This window comes from Candidatus Poriferisodalis sp., from assembly GCF_965219595.1.
In the GTDB taxonomy this organism is placed as follows: domain Bacteria; phylum Actinomycetota; class Acidimicrobiia; order Acidimicrobiales; family Poriferisodalaceae; genus Poriferisodalis.
This window is the reverse complement of sequence record NZ_OZ244781.1, coordinates 69,301-96,105: the sequence shown is the minus strand read 5'-3', so window position 1 is coordinate 96,105 and position 26,805 is coordinate 69,301. Positions and strand designations below refer to the sequence as shown.

Below are 26,805 nucleotides of genomic sequence, written 5' to 3'. Positions count from 1 at the left end.
GGCCGTGCGAGAAGTGAGCTGGCAGTGAACTCGCCGAGCCCGGGGGAGCCGCTGGCACCTCCGCCTGCGGTTGCCGCCATCGTCACGACAGGCTCGCAGTGGTCCGATACCGAGTTCACCCTGCGGGCGCTCGCCGCGCAGGACTACCCGCGGCTCGCGGTGCTGGTGCTGTGCGATGCAGAAGGCGAGCAGGGCCACCGGGTCCGTGAGCTGTTTCCCACTGCCGCAGTGGCCGACCCCACGTCATCCCGTCGGGGTCGAATCCGCGGGGCGCAGCGCGGGCGGATGGGTGCTGTCAACAATCGGGGAGCATCGCTGGTCCGGGGAGCCGACTACCTCCTCTTCCTGACCGATCGCGTCGCGCTGGCGCCCGATGCCATCAGCCTGCTCGTCGACGATGCCGAGAACGTCCCGGGCCGGATCGTCGGTGTCGCCGGTCCCAAGCTGCTCGACGCCGGCGACGGTTTGACGCTGCGCGATCTTGGCGGCACCGCTGACCGCCTCGGGGTCCGGATTCCCGTCGCCGGTCAGAACGAACTCGACCAAGAACAGCACGATGAGGCCCGCGATCTGTTCGTGGCTCCCACCGAGGCGATGCTGGTGCGCGAGGACATCTTCCGCATCGTCGGCGGCTTCGATCCAGCGCTCGAAGGCGACGGCGCCGTCGTCGATCTCTGCTGGCGGATCCAGCTCTCAGGTGCGCGGGTCCGGGTGGTGCCGTCTGCAACCGGGACGGTGCAGTCAGATACGGCGCCGGCCGCTCACGGGCCCTCGGCGCGCCAGCATGAGCATCGAGCCCGGCTGCGCACCATGGCGAAGTGCTACGGGTGGGTGCACCTGCTGCCTGCAGTGCTTCTTGCGGCAGTGCTGGCTGCGGGCGAGGTGCTGCTGGCCGCGCTGCGCGGGCGGTTCGCCCAGGCCTCGGACGTGGCGCTGGCATGGCTGTGGAACGCCCGCCACCTCGGCGGCACGTTCGCACTACGCGGCGCTGCCAAGCGCTACCGGCGGGTGCGAGATGCCGATCTGCGCCGATTGCAGCAGGGCGGTTCGGTGCGTGTCGCGGACTGGTTCCGCTATCGCCTGAGTCCAGAAGGCGGGCTGGCGGCACGGACCACGATCGACGAGAGCATCCTGGGCACCTGGCGACGCAATGCGCACCGGACTGTGTGGGTGGTCTGGCTGGCGGTGCTCGGGCTGATCGCCTTCGGCTCACGCCAACTGCTCACGGGGGGCATCGGGGCATACGGCCAGTTGGCACACTTCCCCGATGCCGGCACGATGCTCGGGGCGTACCTGGATGGCTGGCGTGACAGCGGGGTCGGTGCAGCCGGGATCGGCCCTCCCGCGCTGGGCCTGCTGGGCCTCGCTGGCGCTGTGCTGCTGGGTGCTGTCGGGCTCCTGAGGAACATCGCCATCTGGGGCCTGGTGCTCGCGGGCCCCGTCGGTATGTGGCGGTTGTGCGCCACAGGGTCGAGCGGCGACGGGCCGAGCCGCAATGGCCGGCTGGTGGCTCTCGTGCTGTACGCCGTGTGCCCGTTGCCGTACAACGCGCTGGCGGCCGGCCGCTGGGACGTACTGCTGGCATACGGAACTGCGCCTGCGATCGTGCTGCTCACCAGCCGCCTGGTGGGCACCTCGGCTGCTCGGCCGCCACGCGACGGCTCTCGGCGTGGCACCGCAGCCAGACTGGCCTCGCTCGCCTTGCTCCTTGCTGTTGCGGCAGCGTTCGAGCCGTTCATCGTTGTGCTGGCCGCCGCGGCGGGGGTCGCCCTGACCATTGTCGAGCTGGTGCGCCGTATGGCGCGCCGCGAACCGCTCGGTGCGCCGGTCGCTGGACTGCTGCGGGTTGCTGTGGCCGTGGCGCTCGCGGCGGTGGCGCATCTTCCCTGGCTGTTCGAGTTCGGTTCATTGCGCGCTTTTGTTGATGTCTCGCTCGGCGGCCGCACCTCGTCGACGCCGTCGTCGCTGGGGGAGCTGTTGCGGTTCCAGACCGGCCCGCTCGGCGACCTGCCGCTCAGTTGGGGTCTGCTGGCTGCTGCGGCAGTGCCGCTCCTGGTCGGCAGCGGAAGCCGGCTGTGGCTGGCGGTGCGCGGCTGGCTGGTAGCGCTGGCCGGCTTCGCACTCGCATGGGTCATCGTGGCTGGCTGGGCTGACCAGCTGGTCAGCAGCGCAACACCGGGGCTCTCTCTCGCCGAAGTGTCCTTGGCGTTCGGGGCAGTCGGCCTGTGCTGGGCCGCCGCAGCAGGACCCGCAGCGCTGGCGACCGCAGATGCAGACGCACCGCCCCGGATCCGCAGTGCCATGGTCTTGCTGAGCGGCATCGCGGTGGGTGCCATGGTGCTCCCGACTGCGTGGGCGTCGATCGACGGCGATTGGTCGGCCCCGAGCTTCGATCACCGGGTGCCGCTGGGACTGGTCGACGATCGCGGCGTCGGACCGGACTACCGGGTGCTCTGGCTCGGCGCCCCTGAGGTCTTGCCGTTGCGCGGCTCCGACCTCGGCGTCGAAGGGCTCGCTGCGGGGATGTCGGTGCGGGGGTATCCCGACATCCGGCACTCGTGGGCCACGCCGCAGTCACCCGGCGATGAACGCCTGGCAAACGCCGTACGGGTGGCGCTGGCGGGCGACACGTTGCGGTTAGGGCGGCTGCTGGGTTCCTTCGGCATCAGATACGTCGTGGTGGTGGAACGCTCTGGACCGTCGTACACCGACGGCTGGGATCGACCGGTATCCGCAGCGGTCTCCGAAGCGCTCGCCTCGCAGATCGATCTGCGCCCGCTGGCGGCAGATCCCTCGGTGCAAGTGTTCCGCAACGAGGCGTGGTGGTCGTCGCGGTCACAGTTCTCCCGGCCGATCCCGGCCGGCTTCGCCGCGGACCCAGTGGATCTCGTCGTGAGCGACTTGACCGACGGCATCGGCGTGCTCACCGATTACCGGTCGGCGACCAGTCAGTTCGGACCGGTGGGTGCCGGCACCGTGCTGGTCGCTGATTCCTACGATCCGGGCTGGCGACTTCACATCGACAATGCGGACAATGCGGGCGCTGCAGCAGTCGAGCCGGCACCGGCGCTGGGCTGGGCGATGCGCTTCGATCCGCCTCAAGTCGGCCAGGCTGAGCTGCGCTTTGAGCGTTCTGTCTTGGTGTCCAACCGGATCGCTGCGCAGGTGCTGATCTGGCTGGCGCTGATCTGGGTGGCGATCGGCCAGCCCACGCCCCTTGCCGACCGGCTCACTGCGCTCATGAGAAGGGCGGCACGGGGGTCGCAGCGGCGTGGCGTTCCTGGCGGTACGGCGGTGGACCAATGAGGACGGCGAGGCTGTCAGCGAGGCGTGGCGTTCCTGGCGGTACGGCGGTGGACCAATGAGGACGGCGAGGCTGTCAGCGAGGCGTGGCGTTCCTGGCGGTACGGCGGTGGACCAATGAGGACAGCGCGGTGATGGGCGTCATCCGGTGGCTGCCGCGGCTGCTGATTCCGCTGGCGCTTGCGGCAGCGCTGGTGATCGACGCCCGCGACGACCGGGAGCCGGCCTCCGTTGCGGCCGAAGGCCCGCAGGCGCAGACGCAGGTCGCAGTGCCGCCCCCTGATGCGCTGACTTCGAGCTGGTTCTGCCCTCTCGTCGGCATGCGGGGACCAGTCCAGCGTTTCGGAGAGGTCACCACTGAGGTGCTGCTCACGAACATGACGGCCGAGGTGGCGTCGGTGTCGGTCGAGTTCCGAGGACGCACAACGGGACGGCAGTATGTGATGGCCGACGTTGCGCCGCATAGCACCGGAGTGGTCAGCACGTCTGACTATGTGCGTGACGAGGTCACCGGCGCACTGGTGGAGGCTTCGTCGGGCGGGCTGGCAGTGACGCGCAGGTTCGTCTCGCCGCTCGGGATCGACGAGGCTCGCTGTTCGAGCGTGCTGGCTCCGGATTGGTACGTGCCCGTCGGCGATACGCAGAACGACGCGCTGGCGGTGCTGGCCATCATGAATCCGCTGCCCCGGGACGCGATCGTCGATGTCACGTTTGCTTCGGAAGCAGAATTCGGACCGTTTGTGGCGCCGGCGCTGACGGGGGTCGTAGTACCTGCGTGGAGCACTGTCGCCGTCGATATCGGTGAGCATGCGCGCCGTCGAGATGTTGTGGCCGCATCGATACGGGCCCGCGCCGGTCGAATTGCAGTGGACTCGCTCGTGGCCTATGACGGGAGCGTTGGCCGCCGCGGCCTGGCTGCCGAGCTTGCGTCCGTGGCTGCCGACCGGCGGTGGCTTGTGCCGGTGGCCGGCATCGATGACGGCACGCGGTTGTGGGTGCGGATCTTCAACCCGTCCGGCGATGTGGCGGAAGTCGCTGCGTCCATCGTGTCCGACGACCCGCTCAGCGACCATCTGGCCTTCGCCGTGGCGTCGCACGACGTGGTGGAGTTGACAGTCGCCCCGCCCAGTGAGCTGGCACCGGGACTGGAAACGCTTCTCGCCACGCCCGGCGCCCCCTTCGGGGTGTCGGTTGTCTCGCAGAATGACGTTCCCATTGTCGTGTGGGCGGAAACGCTGGTGGGCAGTGCGGCGAGCCCGCTCACCGACCTCAGGGCCGATCCGGATGCAACCTCTGAAGCCGAGCCGGAGGACGAGTCCGTCACGGTGGTTGCCCAGACTGGCGGTGCAAACGGCGCCACCGAGCCTGGCGCCGCTGGCGAAGCTGTCGACGAGCCGGCAGTCGAGGCCCGCCCGCCAGTACTGCGGGCGCGGTCGGGCTTGGCTTTTGTGCCAGGTGTTGTCCAGACGGGCGACCGGTGGCTGGTCGTCATTGCGCCGCAATCCGGTGGCGAGGCGTTTGTGACGATCATGACGGATCCGTCCGCGCCGTCCGAAACCGATGCCCCCGGTGACGGCGCTTCAGCTGCGTTGGCAGGCGGCGACGGCCGCGTGGTCGTCGCGACGCTGAGCCGCGAGACAGTGGCTGTCATCGACGTGCCGGCATCGGGTGTGATTACTCACCGGTTAGCCAGCGGCACGGCGCGCCTCCTCGTGTCCGACACGCCGTTCGCAGTGCTGCTGTGGCAGGCACGAGTGTCCGATGCAGGCCTGAGCGTGGCGCATCCGGTGGCCTGGTGAACGGCTGATGGAGCGTCTCGTCATTGCCGCAGTCCTGATCGTGGTCGCGATCGCGATCGCGTCGCTCGCCCAGCACCGCCGCGGCGCATCGGCCACGGCGGTGCCGAGGTCGGAGCTGCCCCCTGCAGTCGATCTTGTGGCGGTGGGCATCCCGGAAGGCCCGGCGCTAGTGGTTTTCACCGAAGAGACCTGCCGCACCTGTCAATCAGCGATCGCCGTGGTGCGGGGTCCCGCTGGCGCGGGGCTGCCCGTCGCTGAAGTGCCGTTCGGAGACGGGCGGGAACTGCATCGTCAGCACGGCATCGACACTGTGCCGACGACGGTGGTGGCCGACGTCGACGGTCGCGTAGTCGATGGCTGGGTCGGCAGCGTCGACCTGTCGGGCCTGGCTGCGGCGCTAGCGCAGGTTGTGCGCCCCGCCGATTCTCAGGATTAGCCAGCCACGAGCGCGGTGATCTGCTCGCCCGTGATGGTCTCGTGCTCGAGCAGGGCCGCAGCGATGCGGTCAAGGGCCGCCCGGTGCTCGACGAGCGCATTGCGTGCCCGGTCCTGCTGTGTCCGCAGGATCCGCTCGACTTCCTCGTCGATGACCCGGGCGGTCTCGTCGGAGTAATCCCGTCCCGACACGAGATCCTCGCCGAGAAAGACCTGCGCGTGCGACCCCCAGGCCATGGGCCCCACCCGGTCGCTCATGCCCCACTCGGAGACCATCTTGCGCGCTAGCTCTGTGCCCTGCACGAGGTCGTTTGCCGCCCCGGTCGAGGTCACGCCGAACACGGTTTCCTCCGCCATGCGGCCGCCGAACAGCACTGCCAGCCGATCCTCGATGTACTCCTGGCTGTAGGCGTGGCGTTCCTCGGGCAGCTGCATGGTGACACCCAGCGCCTGACCGGTCGGCAGGATCGTCACCTTGTGGACAGGGTCGGCGTGCGGGAACAGGGTGGCAATCAGCGCATGCCCGCCTTCGTGGTAGGCGGTGACTTCTCGCTCTCGTTCTGTCAGCGCCACCGACTCGCGACGCTGGCCCATCAGCACCCGGTCGCGCGCCGCTTCGAAGTCTGCCTGGGCGATCGACTCCGAGTCGCGCCGGACGGCGTGCAGGGCCGCCTCGTTCACCAGGTTCGCCAGGTCGGCGCCGCTCATGCCGGGCGTGCCCTTCGCCAAGGCCTCGAACTGCACGTCGGAGTCGGTTTTCTTGTCCTTCGAGTGCACCTCCAGGATGGCGAGCCGCTCGGAGAACTCCGGCAGCGGCACCACCACCTGGCGGTCGAACCGGCCGGGCCGCAGCAGGGCGGGATCCAAGATGTCGGGTCGGTTGGTCGCCGCCATCATGACGATGCCGCCGCTCTCCTCGAAGCCGTCCATCTCGGCCAGCATCTGGTTGAGCGTTTGCTCGCGCTCGTCGTGGCCGCCGCCGAGACCTGCACCTCGCTTGCGGCCGATCGAGTCGATCTCGTCGATGAAGATGATCGCCCGCCCCAGTTTGCGGGCGCTCTGGAAGAGGTCTCGCACGCGGCTGGCGCCGACGCCCACGAACATCTCCATGAAGTCCGAACCGGTCACCGACAGGAAAGGCACGCCGGCCTCTCCCGCAACCGCCCTGGCAATGAGCGTCTTGCCGGTGCCCGGCGGGCCTACCAGCAGCACCCCCTTGGGGACCTTCGCGCCGATCGCCGTGAAGCGTTCGGGCGTTCGCAGGAAGTCGACGACTTCGGTGATCTCCTGCTTGACGCCGTCGTAGCCCGCGATGTCCTCGAACTTCGTGGAGGGCCGCTCGGTGGTGTAGGTCTTGGCCTTGCTCCGGCCGATCGACATGATCCCCGACATCTGGCCCTGCGCCCGCCGCTGCATCCACCAGAACAGCAGGAAGATCAAGCCGAACGGCAGCAGGAAGGGCAGCAGGCTGACGAGCAGGTTGGGCCGGTCGGTATGGAACTCGATGGTCACCTCGCGCTCTCGCAGCAAGTCCAGATCGGTCGCGGGAAGCTCCACCGGCCCCTCGGAGGAGAACTTGGTGCCGTTGATGTACTCGCCGGTGATCGCGCCGGTGCCGTTGGTGACCGTGACGCTGCTCACCGTCCCCGACGACACCTTGGCGATGAGTGCGCTGTAGTCGATGGGCTCGCCGCCGTCGTTGCGCAGCAGACCGGACAGGAACATCACCGACAGCAGCACCATGGCGAGCAGCCAGATCGACCAGCGCGGCCAGCGCTCGCTGCGCCGGCGGGGCCCGGAGTCGGCCGGAGACGGGCCACTGTGACGGGAGTGCTCAGTCGAGCTGCCGTCTGCACCGCTGTCGCCGTCGGCCGGCGCGTCTGGAGGCTCGCTCGCCCGTGGCTTGCGAGCCCGCGAGTGCCGCCCTCCCGAGGGCACCTCAGATGCCATGGGTTCATGCTATGGCGACCGTCCGTCGACCAGTAGCCGCGCGCCGCCGAACGGCTCGTGTCGTCGCCTCTCCGCTCGGCCTCTAGCCTGCGCAGGTGGCCGCACTGACCACGCGCCACCCTCGTACGGGGTCGGTGCTGCGAGCGTGGGTCGAAGCTGCGGTGGTCGTGGCGAGCTGCGTGGCCGTGGTGGCGTGGCTCGACCCTGGTGGCATCGTGTCGGCGTCGACGCCGACCGGCGGCGACATGGGTGCCCACGTCTGGGGCCCGGCGTTCTTGCGCGACGAATTGCTGCCTGCGGGCTCGCTGCGCGGCTGGTCGCCCGAGTGGTACGCGGGAATGCCCGCCATGCACTTCTACATGGTGCTGCCGTATCTGATGATTGTGGCGGCGGACCTGGTGCTGCCTTTCGGCGTGGCCTTCAAGCTCGTGGCGATCAGCGGCGTCGTGTCGATGCCGGCCGCGGCCTGGCTTATGGGTCGGCTGGCGGGCTGGGCACAGCCGCTGCGGATGCTGCTGCCCGCTGCGCTGCTGCTGTTCGTCTTCGACGTCAACTTCACGATCTACGGCGGGAACGCAGCCTCGACGTTGGCAGGCGAGTTCGCATTCTCGATCGCGCTGTCGGCGACGCTCGTCTACCTGGGAATGCTTTGGCGTTCGCTTGAGCGGGGGACCGGGCGGGCCCGCGCGAGCCTGGTGCTGGCGTTCGTCGCCCTGTGCCATCCCATTCCGCTGGCATTCGCGGTCGCCGCCAGCATTCTGATGGTGGCGGTGCGCGGCCTCCATGTGCTGCCTGGCCGCATCGGCCGGGCTCCGTCGCTGGGTGCAGCCATCGCAGCGACCATGCTGTGGGCCGCCGTCTGGAACCTCTCCGAGTCTCCGCTGGCTCGTCTGGCGGTGCCTGCGGCGGCCGTTGCGGCGCTCGTGGTGATGGAGTGGCGTCGATCGTGGCATGCGCTGGTCATCGGCATCATCGGCGGCGCGCTGTCGGCGTTCTGGACGGCGCCGTTCATCGCCCGGCGGGCGTATCTCAACGACATGGGCTGGGAGCGGCTCACGGAGGTCCGGGAGCATCTGTTCTTCACCGACGAGATCAGCGGCGACGGGGCGCACCACAGCATCACCTGGCTGCTCGTGCTCGCAGGCGTCGGCGCCGTCGTCGGCCTCGCACGCTGGTACCGCCCGGCCCTGACGTGGACGGTCATCGCCTTCACGATGGCCATGGGGTTTGTCCACTGGCCTCAGCATCGGCTGTGGAACGCACGTATCCTGCCCTTCTGGTACTTGGCGGTGTACGTGCTGGCGGCGATCGGCCTCTGGCTGCTCGTTGAGGCTCTGACCCAGAGGAGTTCAACCCAGAGAAACTCGGCCCAGGAAGACTCGGCCCAGGAAGACTCGGCCCAGGACGACTCGGCTCGACCCCGGGGCGTAGGCGCCCAGCTCGCCCCCATATCGCACTGGGTGCGGATGCTCGTTCCGGTCGTGGCGCTGGTAGTGGTGGCAAGCCTGCTGTCACTGCAACTCGGCAACGCGCCCGGCGCGACACTCAACGCCGACGGCGCATATCGCTGGGGCCCGTTCACGGTGTCCGCAGAGGACCGCAATTTCGTCTCCGGCTGGGCCCGCTGGAATTTCCGCGGCTACGAGGGTCGCCCGGCGTATCCCGAGTACCACGAATTCGTCACTGCGATGAGCGATATCGGCGAGACACCTGAATACGACTGCGGGCGCCTGCTGTGGGAGTACGACCGGGAGATCGTGGGCGCGTACGGCACGCCGATGGCCCCGATGCTGCTGCCGCACTGGACGGATGGCTGCATCGCCTCCATGGAGGGTCTCTACTTCGAGTCGTCGCCCACGGTGCCGTTCCACTTCCTCATGCAGTCGGAGCTGTCGGCATCGCCGTCGCGTCCGATGCGCGGCCTGCCCTACAACGCCCTGAACTTCGATCTGGGCGTTCCCCACCTGCAGATGTCGGGCGTGCGCTACTACGCGGCCTTCAGCTCCGAGGCCACCGCCGCCGCACTGGGCTCGGCCGACCTGCGGCACATTGCCACGGCGGGACCGTGGTCGATCTTCCTTGTCGCTGACAGCGATCTGGTGTCACCGCTGAGGTTCGAGCCGGCCGTGGCGGAGGAGGTGTCGCAGGCTGGACGGGCGTGGACCGATCCGGCTGCCATCTGGTGGAACGACCCTGCGGCGTGGGCTGTGCCGATTGCTGCGGACGGGCCCGAGCACTGGTCCAGGGTGTCGCTGCTGGGGCCCCCCAGCCCTGACGGAGCGCCGCCCGCTTCGTTGACGCGATTCAGTGCGGCACCGAGGCGCGCCCTGCCCCCGGTTAACGTCAGCCCCCCCGAGGTGGAACGGGATCGGCTGTCGTTCACTGTGGATCGACCCGGTGTCCCGGTGCTGGTGAAGGTGTCGTACTTCCCAAACTGGTCGGTGCGCGGTGCTGAGGGTCCGTACCGGGTGACACCCAATTGGATGGTGGTGATCCCCACCGACGAGCATGTCGAATTGACCTATGGCGCCACCGCGGTGGAGTATCTGGCCTGGTTGGCGACGCTGCTCGGCGTGGCCGCGCTCGCGCTCGTCGCCGTACGGCCCCCGGTGCGCTTCGACCGCCGCCGCCCGGAGGCTGAGCTTCCACCCCGACCGGCCCGTCTGCACCCTCCCACCGGCATCGAGCCGGCAGTCTCGGTGGTGCTGCCGGCGTACCAAGCAGCGCACCTCGTTGGCGCCGCCGTCACAGAGATCAACGCTGCCCTGAGTGGCCACGAAGCGCTCGATGGCCCGCTCGAGATCGTGGTGGTTGATGACGGTTCGACCGACGGCACAGCAGAAGCGGCTCGGCGAGCAGGGGCGGATGTGGTGGTGTCGCTGGAGGCCAACCGGGGCAAGGGTGCGGCGGTGCGCGCCGGGATGCTGGCAGCGAGTGGCCGTCTGCGCCTGTTCACCGATGTCGATCTCGCCTACCCGCCGGGGCAACTCACCTCGCTCATCGATGCGCTCCGTGACGGGGCCGATGTCGCGCTGGGCAACCGGCGTCACGTCGAAGCACGCACGATCAGCCCGGCGCGGCCCGCCAGGGCGTTCGCGAGCCGCATGTTCAACACCTTCACGCGTCTCGTGCTCCTGCGCCGCTACCGAGACACGCAGTGCGGCTTCAAGGGCTTCACCGCCGAGGCTGCAGAGGAGATCTTCGGCCGCGCAGTCACTGACGGGTTCGCCTTCGACGTCGAGGTGCTCTACTTGGTCGAGCACCTCGAGCTGACCGCCGCCGAAGTGCCCGTCACCGTGGATCACTCAGCCGATACCACCGTCCGGCTGGCGGCCCAATTGCTCAAAGTGGTGGCCGACATCGGCCGCATCCGTCACCGCGCCGCTGCCGGTGCCTACGACGCCCCTCGAGTAACCCCGGCCGACATGCCTGCCGGCCCGGTCCCTCAGGCTTGAGCGTCCTGAACTGCAGGTGCGGGATCGCTGACCGGGCTCTTGGGGTGCGGCCGGCGCTCGTTGCTCGCAACGACGGCCATGAGCGGAGCAGGCCGTGCCTGACCCGGTGTGCGCCCCTTCGGCGACGCATGGTGCCGTGAGCGCGAGCGCGGAATGGTCACGCCGCTGGGACGCGTCTGGGAGAACAGGCCCGCTTCGTCGAGCAGCACCCGGTCCTCGTACTCGTCGAACCACAGCGCTTCGGGGTTCCGCCCGACGATCGTGACCTTGCCTCGGTCCGGCGCATGGGCCGGATTTCGCAGCACCTTGAAGATCACCACGCCGTTCTCGGCGCCCGGCAGGCCCGCAATCGGCTCATCGGTCACCGCAGAGACCTCTGTCTTGCCCTTGTAGTGCACGATGGTGAGTCGGGCGTGTGACTCCACTCCCGACAGCCCGCGCTGCGAATCGTTGAGGAGCTGCCACGCGGTCTCGATGGGCACATTGAATGCCTTGTAGGCAACGATGTTCCGTCCACAGAAGAAGTAGTGGTTCTCGACGCCGACGCCCTTGAGCGTGCGCTGGAGGATTCGCAGTGCACCAGCGTCGTCGTTGACACCAGCGATGATGGGAGTCTGGTTCTCGACGCTGATCCAACCGCGTTCAACCAGCGCGTCGACGGCGCGCCGCGTGTTCGGACGCCACTGAAGGAATCCCTTCTCATCGGCGATATACCGCCCGTCGGCATCCTTCAACAGGAATTCGTCCGGATGGTTGAAGTGGACCATGAACCGCATCGAGACGTTTGGATACACCTCATGGAAGCGGTCGATCATTGCAAAGAAGGCGTCATCGAAGCGGTCGGGGTAGAACGCCAGCTCCTTGGTGCCGACGCGGATGGCTTCGGCGCCCGCTTCGGCCAATGCTGTGAACCATCCTGCCAGCTTGGAATTCGGCAGCACCATGGGATCGCCGCCCGACAAGAGAATCTCGCGCAGTTTCGGCCTGCCGGTCTCCGGATGGGTACCGCCGTTCGTCGCGACGGCGTCATTGTGTGACTGGATGTACTCGACAATCTCGCCGACGTGCGCAAGGCCCTTTTTCTTGACCGAGCCATCCGAACGTTCAATCTCTTTGCGCCCGATCAACTCCTCGCGATAGCAGAATCTGCAATGGGCGGAACAGGTTGAAATGACATACAGCAGCGCCATCTCATATTTGTGTAACAGTCCTTCGATGGGGCTGTAGTCGAGTTGGTTCGCCGGGTCCGGATCGCCCTCAAGATCCACAGTTTCATCAGGCGATGCTTTGACCAGCTTTTGAAGTGCTGGGCTCAACTTAGCCATTTCAAAGTAATGCCGTGTCAGTTTGACGGGCATTCTGTCTTCTACATCACGATCAGTCCCGCGTAGTTTGCCTAAGTCGCTGAGTTCCTTCTCGCTATAGAAAGTTCGGAAATCCTCAGGCGCGGAGCCACTCATGAAAGGTTCGAGACCATTGACAATTTGACGGTCGTACCTGGGGTTCTCGACCTCGCCAAGCACCAATTGTTCCCGTTCTGTTGGCTGGTATTTGCTCTTCGTCATCGCCTCTCTCGCATGCTTCAGGCAGGGTCGCATCCCACTCTCTGCTCCCACCCTAGGGAAAAGTGGGTACAGATTGCAAGGGGGTTGTGCGCGATGGCCGCGCACTGCTGCGCGGTCTTTTAGGCTTTGAAGGCGTATGGCGGCCCGCATCGACCCTGTATCTGCTGGCATTTTGGCAGGCATTGTCAAGGCATATGACATACGTGGTATTTGCCCTGAGGAGCTCGACCCGACAGTGGCGCGCGGCATCGGTTACGCCTTTGCGGCGTGGTCCACAGCGCCGCAGATCGTCATGGCGCGCGACATGCGCCCAAGCGGTGTTTCGCTGGCTGAGGCATTTGCTGATGGCGCTCAAGCCGCCGGCGTGGACGTCATCGACATCGGGCTGGCGTCCACGGATCTGCTCTACTTCGCCTCAGGCCACCTGGGCCTGCCGGGCGCGATGCTGACGGCGTCGCACAATCCGGCGTCCTACAACGGCATCAAGCTGTGCGGGCCGGGTGCTGCGCCAGTGGGTGCGGGCAGCGGGCTCGATGAGATCGCTGAGCGGGCGGCACGGGGTGCTTCGTCGCCGCCTGGCGGCGGCCGGCGCAGGCGCCGCGATCTGCTCGACACGTTCGCCGCCCACGTGCGCTCGTTCGTCGATGTCTCGGGGCTCAGTTCCCTGCGCGTCGTGGCGGATACTGCGAACGGCATGGGGGGCCTCGTGGTGCCGGCGGTCTTTGACCCGCTGCCATTCGAGTGCGAGCTGATGTACGGCGAGCTCGACGGCACCTTTCCCAATCATCCGGCCGATCCGATCCAGCCGGAGAACCTGGTCGATCTGAGCGAGCGCGTGCGCAGCACCGGGGCTGATGTGGGCCTGGCATTCGACGGTGATGCCGACCGGGTGTTTCTCGTGGACGAGCGAGGCAGCGCAGTCAGCGGGTCGTTGCTCACTGCGCTGGTGGCCCAAGCCATGCTGCGCCGCAACGGGCCGGGTCCGATCCTGCACAATTTGATCTGCTCACGCGCTGTGCCCGAGGCGATCGTCGAAGCGGGCGGCCAGCCCGTACGCACCCGGGTGGGTCACAGCTTCATCAAGGCAGAGATGGCACGCACCCGGGCCGTCTTCGGCGGCGAGCACAGCGGCCACTACTACTTCGCCGACAACTACCGGGCCGATTCCGGCCTCATCGCGGCGCTCATCGCACTCGAGCAGTTGAGCGCCGCGCAGATGTCGCTCTCGGAGCTGCTGGCTCCGCTCGACCGGTACGCATCCTCGGGCGAGATCAACACCCGTGTCGCCGATGTCGAGCTGGTGCTGCCCCGGGTCGGTGCACACTTCGCGCCGTTCCCCCAGGACCATCTCGACGGCCTCACGGTCGACGGCGGCGACTGGTGGTTCAACCTGCGGCCGTCCAATACCGAGCCGCTGCTGCGGCTGAATCTCGAGGCGCCTGACAGCGAGGCCGTCGCGGAGCGTGTGAGCGAGATCAGGGCGTTGCTGGCATGATCGCCGCATGGATCCGCTCACGGGCCGCTCGGGCCACGGCCTCGCTCGCCGGCGCAGCCCCTCGGCGCCGCGCCCGGGAGGCACGCGTGGGTCTTGATCCGGTCTTGGCGGAAGTGTTGGCGTGCCCGCAGGACAAGGGTCCCCTCTACTTCGTGCCCGACGACGACCTGCTGTACAACCCGCGCCTGGGGAAGACGTACGCCGTCGACGGCGGCATTCCGGTGCTGTTGATCGACGAGGCAACCGATGCCGAACCGGCCTCCGCCGCAGCGCTCGACGCTCGCATTGCGAGCGGCGAGCTCACCCCGACGTTCGAGCCATGACATCACCGCACGATGACGTCTCGGCGACGACCGCTGCTGAGGCTGTTCCCGATTCCCTCGATTTGGCGCGTGCGGTTGCTGGCCTGCCCGAGCAGATGGAGGCTGCACTCACCTCGTCTCAAGCCACACCGGGAGCAGTCGACGGCAGCCGCATCGCCAACGTCGTGGTCATGGGCATGGGCGGCTCCGGCGTCGCCGGTGACATCGTCTCGGCGCTTGCAGCCCCCCTGATGCCGGTGCCGGTCACGGTTGCCAAGGGCTACGAGTGTCCGGCATTCATCGGCCCGACCACACTCGCCATCGCCGTCTCATTCAGCGGCAACACCGAAGAGACGCTCACCGCCGCTACGGCAGCCCACGATGCGGGCGCCCCGGTGGTAGCCGTCACATCAGGCGGGCGCTTGGCCGAGCTGGCTGGCGAGTGGGCTGCACCGCTCTACGAGGTGGATACGGCGATCCCGATGCCGCGGGCCGCGGTGGGCGCGATCTGCGTTGCTCCGCTCGTCGCACTTGAGCGAGCCGGTCTGCTGTCCGGCATCGCCGGTTGGGTCGACGCAGCTGTAGCCCAGCTGCGCTCACGTCAGGCCGGCACCGGCACTGCTGCAGATTCGCTTGAGGGCATCGTGAGCGCGGTGGGCAACGGCGAGATGACTCCCGTCTTCTACGGCGGAGGTGCGCTCGGTGCGGTGGCTGCGGGTCGTGCCAAGGCCCAGATCAACGAGAACGCCAAGATCCCTGCCTTCGCCAGCTTCATGCCCGAGCTGTGCCACAACGAATTGGCCGGATGGGACCAAGCCGGTCGCTTAGCCGACGGCTCGCCGCTGGCGGTGATCGCGCTGCGCCACGGTTTCGAGCATCCGCAGCTCGGTCGTCGCTACGACTTCACCCACGGTGTGCTCGACCGTGCTCGCATCGCCGTGCCGCATGCCGAACTGCACGCGGCGGGCGACGGCGCCATGGCGCAGCTGTTCGACCTCATCTACCAGGTCGACGTGCTGAGCCTTCGTGTCGCAGCAGCGGCCCTGCGCGACCCCGGCCCGATCCCCCTGCTCGAAGAGCTGAAGGCATTCCTTGCCTGAGGCGGCAGGCTGTCGCTCTAAGAACGAGGTGATCCCATGAGCAAGAGGCTGAGCCGAATGGCGAAGCCGTGGCCCGAGCGGCCCGTGAGCGCAGCGAACAAGAGCGGGGGATAATGGCAGTACGACGAGAAGGTGCGCCAGTTAGCGCACGCTCCAGCACGTCGAGCCTGATCGATGATTTCGACGTAGCCGATCTGAGTCTGGCGATTGCAGGACGGCTCCAGATCGAGTTGGCCGAGACCGAGATGCCAGGGCTCATGGCGCTGCGCGCTCAGCACATGGACTCCCGACCGCTGGCAGGCGCGCGCATCACGGGCTCGCTGCACATGACCGTGCAGACAGCGGTGCTGATCGAGACTTTGGTCGACCTGGGCGCGCAGGTGCGCTGGGCGTCCTGCAACATCTTCTCCACACAGGACGAGGCCGCGGCTGCCGTTGTGGTGGGGCGCGAGGGGACAATGGACAGCCCGCAAGGCGTGCCCGTGTTCGCATGGAAGGGCGAGACGCTCGCCGAATACTGGCGTTGTAACTTCCGCGCGCTTCGCTGGCCCGACGGCCCAGGCCCGACGCTGATCGTCGACGACGGCGGGGACGCCACGCTGATGGTTCACCTCGGAGCTCGCTATGAGTCCCAGGGCGGCGTGCCGAGCCTGCCTGCCGACGGCCCCGATGCGGCATCGCCCGACGAGGTGGCGGTGCACGAGCTGCTCAACGAGACCCAGCGCACCGAGCCCAGCCTGTGGACTGAGATCTCGGCTGGTCTGCGAGGTGTCTCTGAGGAGACCACGACCGGCGTGAACCGGCTGTACGAGATGGCAGCACGTGGGGAGCTGACCTTCCCGGCCTACAGCGTCAACGACTCGGTCACCAAGTCCAAGTTCGACAATCTCTACGGCTGCCGGCACTCCCTGATTGACGGCATCAACCGGGCGACCGACGTGATGCTGGGCGGCAAGGTGGCCTTCGTGGCGGGCTACGGCGACGTCGGCAAGGGATGCGCGCAGGCGCTGCGTGGCCAAGGCTGCCGGGTCATCGTCTCCGAGATCGACCCGATCAATGCGCTGCAGGCCGCCATGGAAGGTTTCGAGGTGGATCGGCTCGAGAACGTGCTCGACATCGCCGACATCTACGTGACCGCGACGGGCAACCGCGACATCATCTCGGCTGAGCACATGTCGGGCATGAAGCACCAGGCGGTGGTGGCCAACATCGGACACTTCGACAATGAGATCGACATGGCGGGGCTGGCGGCGATGTCCGATGTCCAGCGCCGTTCGATCAAGCCGCAGGTGGACGAGTTCGTGTTCCCGAGCGGGAAGTCGGTGATCGTGCTGGCCGAAGGCCGCTTGGTGAATCTCGGCTGCGCGACCGGGCATCCGAGTTTCGTCATGTCGATGAGCTTCACCAACCAGGTGCTTGCCCAGCTTGAGCTGCATGCGCATGCAGAGGAGCTGGAGGCCGATGTTCACGTGCTGCCCAAGCGGCTGGATGAGGAAGTGGCTCGGCTGCATCTTGATCGGCTGGGCGCGAAGCTCACGCGGTTGACGCCGGGGCAGGCTTCGTATCTCGGTTTGGATGTGGACGGTCCATATAAGGCGGATCGCTACCGCTACTGACGCGTTGTTGGCGGGCCCGCTGCGAGGGCGGCAGCGCCCTCTGCGACCAGCGATCCGGCTGGTCGCAACGTCGCCGAGTTCCCTGCCGCCCTCGCCGCTCGGCTGTCTGCGCGTTCACCTGACCGCGTCGAAATGCCGTTGGTGGTCGAAATCGGCGCGCGTACGGTCGGGCGGGTGTTGTTTGAGGTTCGGTGTGCTGGGTGTGGGGTGTTGGGCTGGTGCCCTTGTTCGGCGTGCATCGAGGCGCTTGTTGATCCCGAGCCGGCATTGGTTCCGGGCGCACGGTCAGTAGCTCTGCTGTTCTCGCATTCAGACGTCGGGCGCGAGTTCATTCATGCTCTCAAGTACCGGGGCGAGCGGGCCATTGCCGGGTGGCTGGGCGAGTCGTTGGCGCTTGCTCATCTCGCCGCGCTGCGTTCGATCGCGCCCATTGACACGGCGGCGGCTGGGCTGGCGCCTATTGACACGGCGGCGGCTGGGCTGGCGCCTATTGACACGGCGGCGGCTGGGCTGGCGCCCATTGACACAGTGACTTGGGCGCCGACTACTGCGGCGCACCGGCGAGCACGGGGGTTTGATCAGGCGGAGACACTGGCGAGGGCCACTGCCAAGGCCTTGCGAGCACGTCCGATGCGATTGTTGCGGCGGATTGGCGGCACTGCACAGTCAGGCGCCAGCCGGGAAGAGCGGTTGGCCGGTCCTCGCTTCGACTGCCGCCGCGTCGCAGCGGGACGCCGGATCCTGCTGGTGGACGACGTGGTCACTACCGGGGCAACGCTGCGGGCGGCAACGGCCGTGCTGACGGATGCCGGTGCAGCGGCCGTCCATGTGGCAGCGTGTGCTCGACGGGGTCGCGACCGCAACTCCGCGGCTGCCTAACATGGCACTCCCTTCAGTTGGAGCAAGGCTGCAACCGCTGTGCACCTGCTCAGAAAGCCGAGGCAATGCAGATCACCATTACGGGTCGCAAAGTTCAGGTTCCCGACGATGTGCGGGCTGCGGTGGAGCGGAAGATCGGGGCACTGGATCGATTCGTCAACGGGTTGGATCGTGCCGAGGTGGTGTTCCGTGAAGAGAAGAATCCGCGCATCGCCGAGCGGGAGCAGGTGGAGGTAACGCTGCTCGGCCATGGCCATCATGTGCGGGCCTCGGTCGCCGGCGTGGATCAGCACCAGGCGGTCGATCTGGCGGTCGGCAAACTGGGCAAGCAGCTCCGCAAGCTCAAGACCCGCGTCGTGCGCCGGCATCGTCCCAATCTGCACCGCGACGAGGCGCATCATCCGCTCGCACGCCTCGAGAACGACCTCGTCAACGGCGCTCCGGGCCCCGAGACAACAGCAGGACCTGACGACCCCGAATGGGCGCCGCGCATCGTGCGGCGCAAGAGTTTTGACCTGGAGCTGATGGATCCCGCCGAAGCCGTGACCCGCATGCAGCTGCTGGATCACGATTTCTTCCTCTTTGTGAACGCAGACACCAGCAAGCCCAGCGTGGTGTACCTCCGCTCCGACGGCGACGCCGGCCTCATCGAGATCGACTCCTGAGAGGCTGAGCCGGCAGGCGAATAATCCTCGGCTCTGGCGTCGGGGGGCAGCGGTAGCCTGCGTTTGTGGCTCTGTTTCAGCGCGTGCTCCGTGCCGGGGAAGGCAAGAAGCTGCGCCTGCTGACCGAGTTGGTGCCCGAGATCAACGCCGTCGAGCCGGAAATCGAGCGCCTCTCCGACGACGGTCTGCGAGCTCGTACGGGCGAGTTCCGCGCTGAGCTGGAACGTGGCGCCGACCTCAACGACGTCCTCGTCGATGCCTTCGCGGTCACCCGCGAGGCCGCACGCCGGGTCATCGGCCAGCGTCACTACGACGTGCAGCTCATTGGCGGAGCGGCGCTGCACTTCGGCTGGGTGGCCGAGATGCGCACCGGCGAGGGAAAGACGCTGGTGTCGACCCTGCCGGTGTACCTCAATGCGCTGAGCGGCAAGGGCGTCCACGTGGTCACCGTCAACGACTATCTGGCCGCTCGCGACGCCGAGTGGATGGGACGCATCCACCGATTCCTCGGGCTCGACGTGGGGCTTGTGGTGCCCGGCCCCTACGACGCGGCCCACAAGCGCCGCCAGTACGACGCCGACATCACCTACGGCACCAACAACGAGCTCGGCTTCGACTACCTGCGAGACAACATGGCGCCGGCCCGGGGCGCTCAGGTCCAGCGCGGCCACAACTACTGCATCGTGGACGAGGTCGACTCGATCCTGATCGACGAGGCCCGCACGCCGCTCATCATCAGCGGCCGGATTGCGGACGCCGCCAAGCTCTACCAGCAGTTCGCGCGCATCGCTGCCACGATGACCCGCGACGTCGACTACGAGGTGGAAGAAGACAAGCGCAACGTGGCCGTGCTCGAACCGGGCATCTCCAAGGTCGAGCGAGCGCTCAATATCGACAACCTCTACGACCAAGTCTCGGCCAATCTCGTCCACCAGATGAACGCAGCGCTGCGGGCCAAGGAGCTGTACCGGCGCGACAAGGACTACGTGGTCTCACACGGCGAGGTGAAGATCGTCGACGAGTTCACCGGCCGAATCCTCGAGGGGCGGCGCTGGAGCGAGGGCCTCCACCAGGCGGTCGAGGCCAAGGAGGGGGTGGCGATCAAGGAGGAGAACCAGACGCTCGCCACCATCACGCTGCAGAACTACTTCCGCCTCTACGACAAGCTCGCCGGCATGACCGGCACGGCCACCACCGAGGCCGCCGAGTTCAACGGCACCTACGGGCTCGACGTGGTGCCGGTGCCGACCCACCTGCCCGTGGCGCGCGACGACCAGGGCGACCTGATCTACAAGACCGAGGCGGCCAAGCACGAGGCGGTCGTCGACGACATCTCCGAGCGGATCCGCTCCGGGCAGCCCACGCTGGTCGGCACGGTCAGCGTGGAGAATTCCGAGAAGCTGTCGGCGGCGCTCGAACGCCGGGGAATCGATCACAGCGTGCTCAACGCCAAGGAGCACACGCGAGAGGCCGAGATCATCGCCCAGGCGGGCCGGCTGGGATCGGTCACGGTGGCCACGAACATGGCCGGCCGCGGCGTCGACATCCTGCTCGGCGGCAACCCCGAGGGCTTGGCGCGCCGCGACATGCTGCGCGAGAAGCTCGACCCCGACGATCCCGACAACACCGCGGACCTGGTGGCCCGGGCCGAGCGCTACGAGCCCGAGTGCCGTGCCGAGGGCGACGAGGTGCGCAAGCTGGGCGGCCTGTACGTGCTGGGCACCGAGCGGCACGAGTCACGGCGCATCGACAACCAGCTGCGTGGCCGTGCGGGCCGGCAGGGCGACCCCGGCGCGAGCCGTTTCTATCTCTCGCTGGAAGACGACCTGATGCGCCTGTTCGCGACGGGTGCCGTGAACTGGGTGATGGACCGCACGCTGCCCGATGAGGTGCCGCTCGAGGCGAAGATGGTCACCAAGGCCATCGAGCGGGCGCAGAACACTGTCGAGCAGAAGAACGCCGAGGTCCGCAAGAACGTCCTCAAGTACGACGAGGTGATGAACGAGCAGCGCAAGGTGATCTACGCGCGGCGCGAGCAGATCCTTGGCGGCGACGATCTGCGCACCGAATCGCTGGGGTACCTGCGCGATGCCGCCGAAGCTGCGGTGCTGGATCACTGCGCGAGCGAGGTCCCCGCCGAGTGGGATCTCGACGGCCTGCTCGCCACGATCGGCACCTACTGGCCCACCGAGCTCACGGTTGCAGAGCTGTCGGGAGATGGCGAGCGGGATTGGGATGTCGACGACGCAGTCGAATTGGTGTGCGCCGACGGCGAGCGTCACTACGAGGCTCGGGAGGCCGAGATCGGCCCCGAGGCGATGCGCGAGGTGGAGCGCCAGGTGATGCTGCGCCTCATCGACCAGCGCTGGCGCGAGCATCTCGCTGACATGGACCACCTGCGCGAGGGCATCCACCTGCGCGGCATCGGTCAGAAGGATCCCGTGGCGGAATGGCAGCGCGAGGGCTTCGACATGTTCGGCGCCATGCTCGAGCGCGTCTACCGCGATTTCGTGACCTACGTGATGCACGTGCAGGTCACCTCGGCGTCGCCTGACGGCGAGACAGCCACCGCAGGCGCGGCCCCGCCGGCTGGACCGTCACGGTCGAGGGCGGCCGACGGCGCAGCCGGGGCGACCGACGTGCAGTACTCGGCACCGGATCTCACACCGTCCACTGTCGGATCCGGCAACGGCGCCACGGCTGCCGGCACCGCGCCGTCGGCGCAGCGGGGTCCCAGTGGGCCGTCGCAGTCGCGCCGGATTGCCGCCGCGTCGACCGGCACCGTGGTCAAGTCGGCCCAGCAGAAGCTGGGCCGCAACGATCCCTGCCATTGCGGATCGGGCCGCAAGTTCAAGCACTGCTGCGGCCGCTAGGAGGCTGAGCCGAATGGCGAAGCCGTGGCCCGAACGGCCCGTGAGCCCAATCGCATGAAGTACCGGAACAAGAGCGGAAAGCAACAAGTGACGCGACGAGTAGATCCTGCTGCGGGGACACTGCGATGAGCCGATCTCTCAGCGACCTTGCCGACGCGTTGACCGACTTGGATCGCCGTGTCAGCGAGGCGCATCAGTACCTCGGGATCGACGAGGCGCGTGCGGTGGCGAACGGGCTGGAAACCGAGGCATCGGAGCCGTCGCTGTGGGACGAGCCCGATAGGGCCCGGGCGGTCACCACACGCCTGTCGCGTGTGCGTGACGACATCGGGCGCTGGGAGCGGGCACGCGCCGAAGTCGACGATGCGACAGCGCTGGTGGAGCTGGCCGCCGAAGAAGACGACCCAGAGCTACTGCCCGAGATCGACGAGGTGGTCACTGCAGCCGAGGGCCGGCTCGCGGACATCGAGCTGATGGCGCTGTTCGGCGGCGAGCACGACGAGAACGATGCCGTCTGCGAGATCAACTCGGGGGCCGGAGGCACCGACGCCTGCGACTGGGCAGAGATGCTGCTGCGCATGTACCAGCGATGGGCCGAGCGCAACGACTTCACCGTGGAGCTGACCGAGGCGACCGACGGCGGGGAAGCCGGGATCAGCTCCGCAACGTTCCTGATCAAGGGGCGGCACGCGTTCGGGTTCCTTGCGGCGGAACGGGGCGTGCACCGGTTAGTACGCATCTCGCCATTCGACTCGCAGTCGCGCCGGCACACAGCGTTCGCGTCGCTGTCGGTGGTGCCGTTCTTCGACGAGGTGTCAGACGAGGTGCCCATCGACGAGAGCGATCTGCGCATCGACACCTACCGCTCGTCGGGCGCGGGCGGCCAGCATGTGAACGTCACCGACTCCGCCGTGCGCATCACGCACCTGCCCACCGGGATCGTCGTTGCCTGCCAGAACGAGCGGAGCCAGCACCAGAACAAGGACCGGGCCATGCAGATGCTGGCGGCCAAGCTGGCCGACCTGCAACGGCAGGAGCGGGAGGCCGAAGTAGCGGCCCTCGCCGGCGAGCAGCGCGACGTCGCGTGGGGCAGCCAGATCCGCTCGTACGTGCTGCACCCGTACCAGCAGGTCAAGGACTTGCGGACTGGCTTGGAGATCGGCAACGTCGACGCCGTGCTCGACGGCGACCTCAGCGGCCTGATGGAGGCCTACCTGCGCTGGCAGCGCTCGCAGCAACCCGCGGCCGCCGAGACCTAGGCAACTGAGCCGATTGGTGACCGGGTTGCGGCGGGTCGCTGGCGTACCTTGGGAAGCGATTTGGTGATGTCGGCGCGGGCGAACCGGCCGCACAACTGATGACCGTTCGGCTCTGCCTCTGGGGCGCGCATGATCCGCTTCGACAACGTCACGAAGATCTACAAGGGCGAGACGCGGGCGGTCAATGGCGTGACGCTCAACATCGAGAAGGGTGAGTTCGTCTTCCTGGTGGGACCCTCGGGCTCGGGCAAGTCCACGATGCTGCGCCTCATGACCTGCGAGGAGAAGGTCACCGCCGGCGAGATCCACGTGGCCGGCAAGGATTTGTCCAAGCTGAACAGCTGGCGCGTGCCCTACCTGCGGCGGAACATCGGCTCGGTCTTCCAAGACTTCAAGCTGCTGCCGAACAAGACCGTCTACCAGAACGTGGCCTTCGCGCTCGAGGTCATCGGCCGCCCCGAGAACGTCATCCGCACGCAGGTGCCGGCCATCTTGGAGCTGGTGGGCCTGGAGGACAAGCACCGGCGGTTTCCCGACGAGCTGTCGGGCGGCGAGCAGCAGCGTGTGAGCATCGCCCGGGCATTCGTGAACCGGCCCCTGATCCTGCTCGCCGACGAGCCCACCGGCAACCTCGACCCCGACACCTCAGAAGAGCTCACCTCGCTGCTCGACCGGATCAACCGCACGGGCACCACCGTGGTCATGGCCACGCATGACCGCACGATCGTGGACCGCATGCGGCGCCGGGTGATCGCGCTGCGTCACGGTGAGCTCGTGCGTGACGAGCAGCGCGGCGCGTACGGCAGCGAGACCGATTCGCCAGAGGCGCTCGGGGTCCATCCTGTGGATGGGGCGAGTCCGTGAGCCGGATCCGCTACTTCGCGCGGGAGACCTGGACCAACATCCGGCGCAATCTCACGCTCACGTTTGCTGCGATCCTCACCGTGGCTGTCGGCGTGATGCTGGTGGGCATGGGACTGATGGCGGGCTACGCCAGCGGGAACGCTCTCGATCGCTGGGAGGGCGGCGTCCAGTTCGAGGTGTTTCTGAACCCCCAGATCGATCCCAGCCAACTCGATGCGCTCGGCATCGAGCTGCAGACCCACCCCGAGATCGACCGCATCGAGTTCTTCAGCGCCGAGGAGGCCTACGCGCTGGTTTCTCAGCAGATGGCCGATCAGCCCGAGCTGCTCGCCCAGGTGTCGCCCGAGGCGCTGCCGGCGTCGTACCGCGTGGTGCCCCGGTCGGTCGAGGCAGAGCTGATCGAGTCGCTGGCCGCCCAATTCCGACAACGGCCAGGCGTGATGTCAGTCCAGACAGGCCGAGAAGAGGTCGACGCCATTCGTACCTGGTTCACGTCGTTCCAGGGCATCGTGCTGCTGCTGTCGATCGTGCTGTCGGGCGCCAGCGTGATGCTCATCTTCAACTCGATCCGCGTGGCGATGTTCGCCCGCCGGCGCGAGATCGAGGTCATGAAGCTGGTCGGCGCCACGAACAGCTTCATCCGGTTCCCGTTCATGCTCGAAGGCATGTTGCACGGCCTCATCGGCGGCGTCATCGGGGCGATTGCCGCAGGAGCGCTGCGAGGTCACGTGGAGGGCCTGTTCTCGCGCTCCGACATCCTGGCGTTCTTCCGGTCGTTCGTGGTCACGTCCGATCAGTTCACGACCGTGGTGATCGTCACGGTGATCGCCGGTGTGCTGGTGGGAATGATCGGCTCGGCGTTCGCAGCCAGCCGGTTCCTCGACGTGTAGCTGGGCCCGATCTCCACTGGCCGCTCGACGTAGGCAGCGGCCGGGCGTGTAGAAAAGCCGCCGACACCGCCGTCCGCCACCCGGACGGCCATTGCTTGAGGGGGCGCTGTGCCGGAGTTCGAGACGATCCTGTACGAGGTTGACGACCGCGTCGCCACCATCACGCTGAATCGCCCCGAGCGCCTGAACGCGTTCAACAGCCAGATGCTGCGTGATGTGATGGACGCCATCGACCTGGTCGATGCCGACGACGACGTCAGGGCGGTGATCTTCACCGGCGCCGGCCGTGGCTACTGCGCCGGGGCCGATCTGAGCGGAGGCGCCGACACCTTCGACTTCGACAGCCAATCCGATGAGCGCAAGGCCGAGCGAGCCTCTGAGCGGGGCGAGGGCGGCGACCTGGCATGGATGCGCGACGGCGGCGGGCTGCTCACGCTGCGCTTGTACGAGTGCAACAAGCCGCTGATCGCCGCGATCAACGGCCCCGCAGTCGGCGTGGGCGTCACGATGACGCTTCCGATGGACATCCGGCTGGCGTCCACCAAGGCCCGTATCGGGTTCGTGTTCGCCCGCCGGGGAGTGGTGCCCGAGGCCTGCTCGTCGTACTTCCTGCCGCGCGTAGTGGGGCTGTCGCGGGCGCTCGAATGGTGCTTCAGCGGCCGTGTCTTTGACGCCGACGAGGCCCTCGAAGGCGGGCTGGTGCGCAGCCTGCACGAGCCCGACGACCTGCTGCCGGCGGCCCGGGCCATCGCAGCCGAGATCGCCCAGAACACGTCGGCCATCTCGGTGACGGTGATCCGCCACATGCTGTGGCGCATGCTCGCTGCCGATCACCCGATGGAGGCCCACAAGATCGATTCCCGGGGGATCTTCCACCTGGGCCGTGGTGCAGATGCCCACGAGGGCGTTGCGTCGTTCCTCGAGAAGCGGCCGCCGGAATTCTCGCTGCGGCCGACGCAGGACCTGCCCGAGTACTTCCCCTGGTGGGACGAACCCGAATTCAGCTAACCCCAGATCGGCTGGCTCGGGTCAGCCGGTTCAGTCCTAGGAACCCTCCGCGGGCACTGGGTCGTCGCCCCAGCCGGTGAGCAGGATGCCCGCCACGCACGCAGCGACGGCGAGCCCGAAGGCGGGACCGAAGCTGTCGAACCAGTCGGCCGTCACGCCGCCGAGCCACGGCCCTGCTGCCAAGCCGAGGCCGAACAAGATCGTGGCAACCCCGTAGGCCGCGCCGAACTCGTCGCCGGAGAGGTTGTCGCTGACCCTGGCCGCTATCGAGGCGATGATGCCGGTGAACGCTGTGCCGAAGACGAACGCCGCAGTCCACGCCAGTGCCTGCCCGCCCACTTCGAGCAGGGGGTACGCGGTCATGAAGACCATGGAGATCATCGACACGCAGAACCCGATGGTGACGGTGCGCCGCCGGCCAAGACGGTCGGCTGAGCGTCCGAAGATCGGCCCGCCGGCGATGCTGCCGACGCCGATCAACGAAAAGGCGATCGTGGCGTCCCGAGCGTTGAAGAGGTCGGCGTAGCCCTCGAGGTGGTCCACGATGAACGTGATCACTGTCGTGACGACGAAGGCGTGCAGCGTGTAGGCGGTGATGAGCTGGCCCGCCCGGGGAATCTTGGCGAGTGCGGCGCGGGCACCTCCGAAGCCCGTGCGACCAGGCGTGCGCACCCATCTGCGCACGGCGACGGCGAGAGTGATCAGTATCACCGCGCCGATGACGAGCTCGACCCGGTACACGTTGCGCGGATGGCTGAGGTCGGCCGCGACCAGCACCGCCTCATCAGGCTCGGTGCCGTCGGTACGGCTCAGCAGCGCGTCGATGGCCGCCGCCGCGACCATGCCGCTGCCGACACCGCCGGTCATCCAGCCGGCAGCGGCGCCTCGCCGCTCGGGCCCCAGCAGCTCCGCGGCGAGCCCGGGAGTGCCCACCCACACGCCGGCCGCACAGAAGCCCGTCAACGCGAGCGCGAAGGCCGCAACGCCCACGTTCGGGCTCCACGACAGCAGCGCCAGGCCTGCCACGTTGCCCGCGAGGCCGATCCGCACGGCACCGCTCAGGCCGGTGCGTCCCACAGTCAGCGCCACCACCAGCGAGCCAACCACGTACAGCAGCAGGTTCAGCGAGCCGAGAGCACCGGCCACGGTGTTGGACAGGCCGAACCCATCTCGCATGTCGGCATAGAGCAGCGAATAGGTGAAGCGGCCGAACGATTGCGACACCGCCGCTGCCCCGGCCAGCGTCAGCAGCGTGCCGATCCGGCGCGCAGGGCTGAACGCCTCGGCGTGGTGCGCGGCAGTCACGATGAACTCGCTGGCTGGCTCATGGCGCGCGGCGGACTGAGG

18 protein-coding genes are annotated in these 26,805 nt (G+C 67.6%); 15 read left to right on the top strand and 3 right to left on the bottom strand.

The window, feature by feature from the left end; translation table 11 throughout:
- Positions 1-24 precede the first annotated feature (24 nt).
- The 3 genes from ACOQPE_RS00340 to ACOQPE_RS00330 all read left to right on the top strand — a co-directional run bounded on the left by ACOQPE_RS00340 (position 25) and on the right by ACOQPE_RS00330 (position 5,538).
- Complete coding sequence (locus tag ACOQPE_RS00340) at positions 25-3,306, top strand: hypothetical protein (protein ID WP_420609970.1); 3,282 nt, start codon at positions 25-27, stop codon at positions 3,304-3,306.
- Positions 3,307-3,389: 83 nt separating this feature from the next.
- Positions 3,390-5,102, top strand: coding sequence for a hypothetical protein (locus ACOQPE_RS00335; RefSeq protein WP_420609969.1), 1,713 nt, complete (start codon positions 3,390-3,392; stop codon positions 5,100-5,102).
- A gap of 7 nt (positions 5,103-5,109) precedes the next feature.
- Positions 5,110-5,538: a thioredoxin family protein gene (locus tag ACOQPE_RS00330; RefSeq protein WP_420609968.1), complete on the top strand. Its 429-nt coding sequence runs from the start codon at positions 5,110-5,112 to the stop codon at positions 5,536-5,538.
- Here ACOQPE_RS00330 and ftsH read toward each other — a convergent pair.
- Positions 5,535-7,487 carry an ATP-dependent zinc metalloprotease FtsH gene (gene ftsH, locus ACOQPE_RS00325; RefSeq protein ID WP_420609967.1) on the bottom strand — a complete coding sequence of 651 codons (1,953 nt, stop codon included), beginning with the start codon at positions 7,485-7,487 and terminating at the stop codon, positions 5,535-5,537. The two genes, ACOQPE_RS00330 and ftsH, sit on opposite strands and share 4 nt — an antisense overlap.
- Before the next feature lie 95 nt (positions 7,488-7,582).
- Between ftsH and ACOQPE_RS00320 the strand changes: the two genes are divergently transcribed.
- Positions 7,583-10,942 carry a glycosyltransferase gene (locus tag ACOQPE_RS00320; RefSeq protein WP_420609966.1) on the top strand — a complete coding sequence of 1,120 codons (3,360 nt, stop codon included), beginning with the start codon at positions 7,583-7,585 and terminating at the stop codon, positions 10,940-10,942.
- Here the strand turns inward: ACOQPE_RS00320 and ACOQPE_RS00315 are convergent.
- Positions 10,933-12,507, bottom strand: a complete 1,575-nt coding sequence (locus ACOQPE_RS00315; protein WP_420609965.1) for a KamA family radical SAM protein — start codon at positions 12,505-12,507, stop codon at positions 10,933-10,935. The genes ACOQPE_RS00320 and ACOQPE_RS00315 overlap by 10 nt on opposite strands.
- 136 nt (positions 12,508-12,643) lie before the next feature.
- Here ACOQPE_RS00315 and manB point away from each other — a divergent pair, with 136 nt between their 5' ends.
- From manB to ACOQPE_RS00260, 11 genes are all read left to right on the top strand, one after another.
- Positions 12,644-14,002 carry a phosphomannomutase/phosphoglucomutase gene (gene manB, locus ACOQPE_RS00310; protein WP_420609964.1) on the top strand — a complete coding sequence of 453 codons (1,359 nt, stop codon included), beginning with the start codon at positions 12,644-12,646 and terminating at the stop codon, positions 14,000-14,002.
- Positions 13,999-14,325: a Trm112 family protein gene (locus ACOQPE_RS00305; RefSeq protein ID WP_420609963.1), complete on the top strand. Its 327-nt coding sequence runs from the start codon at positions 13,999-14,001 to the stop codon at positions 14,323-14,325. The genes manB and ACOQPE_RS00305 overlap by 4 nt, the downstream gene beginning before the upstream one ends.
- Complete coding sequence (locus tag ACOQPE_RS00300) at positions 14,322-15,404, top strand: SIS domain-containing protein (RefSeq protein WP_420609962.1); 1,083 nt, start codon at positions 14,322-14,324, stop codon at positions 15,402-15,404. Before ACOQPE_RS00305 ends, ACOQPE_RS00300 begins: the two co-directional genes overlap by 4 nt.
- A 113-nt stretch (positions 15,405-15,517) precedes the next feature.
- Positions 15,518-17,020: an adenosylhomocysteinase gene (gene ahcY / locus ACOQPE_RS00295; RefSeq protein WP_420609961.1), complete on the top strand. Its 1,503-nt coding sequence runs from the start codon at positions 15,518-15,520 to the stop codon at positions 17,018-17,020.
- A 174-nt stretch (positions 17,021-17,194) separates the two neighbouring features.
- Entirely contained in the window at positions 17,195-17,899 is a 705-nt protein-coding gene (locus tag ACOQPE_RS00290) for a ComF family protein (protein WP_420609960.1), read from the top strand.
- A 65-nt stretch (positions 17,900-17,964) separates the two neighbouring features.
- Positions 17,965-18,564 (top strand): ribosome hibernation-promoting factor, HPF/YfiA family, encoded by a 600-nt coding sequence (hpf, locus tag ACOQPE_RS00285; protein ID WP_420609959.1) that lies wholly within the window; start codon positions 17,965-17,967, stop codon positions 18,562-18,564.
- 65 nt (positions 18,565-18,629) lie between these two features.
- Positions 18,630-21,437, top strand: a complete 2,808-nt coding sequence (gene secA / locus ACOQPE_RS00280) for a preprotein translocase subunit SecA (protein WP_420609958.1) — start codon at positions 18,630-18,632, stop codon at positions 21,435-21,437.
- Positions 21,438-21,562: 125 nt separating this feature from the next.
- Positions 21,563-22,696: a peptide chain release factor 2 gene (gene prfB / locus ACOQPE_RS00275; protein ID WP_420609957.1), complete on the top strand. Its 1,134-nt coding sequence runs from the start codon at positions 21,563-21,565 to the stop codon at positions 22,694-22,696.
- Between the two features lie 129 nt (positions 22,697-22,825).
- Entirely contained in the window at positions 22,826-23,560 is a 735-nt protein-coding gene (ftsE, locus tag ACOQPE_RS00270) for a cell division ATP-binding protein FtsE (RefSeq protein ID WP_420609956.1), read from the top strand.
- On the top strand, positions 23,557-24,450 hold the full coding sequence (locus ACOQPE_RS00265; RefSeq protein ID WP_420609955.1) for a cell division protein FtsX: 894 nt from the start codon (positions 23,557-23,559) through the stop codon (positions 24,448-24,450). Before ftsE ends, ACOQPE_RS00265 begins: the two co-directional genes overlap by 4 nt.
- A 108-nt stretch (positions 24,451-24,558) precedes the next feature.
- Entirely contained in the window at positions 24,559-25,458 is a 900-nt protein-coding gene (locus ACOQPE_RS00260) for a crotonase/enoyl-CoA hydratase family protein (protein WP_420609954.1), read from the top strand.
- Positions 25,459-25,494: 36 nt separating this feature from the next.
- Here the strand turns inward: ACOQPE_RS00260 and ACOQPE_RS00255 are convergent, their stop codons facing one another.
- Positions 25,495-26,763 (bottom strand): MFS transporter, encoded by a 1,269-nt coding sequence (locus ACOQPE_RS00255; protein ID WP_420609953.1) that lies wholly within the window; start codon positions 26,761-26,763, stop codon positions 25,495-25,497.
- Positions 26,764-26,805: the final 42 nt, after the last annotated feature.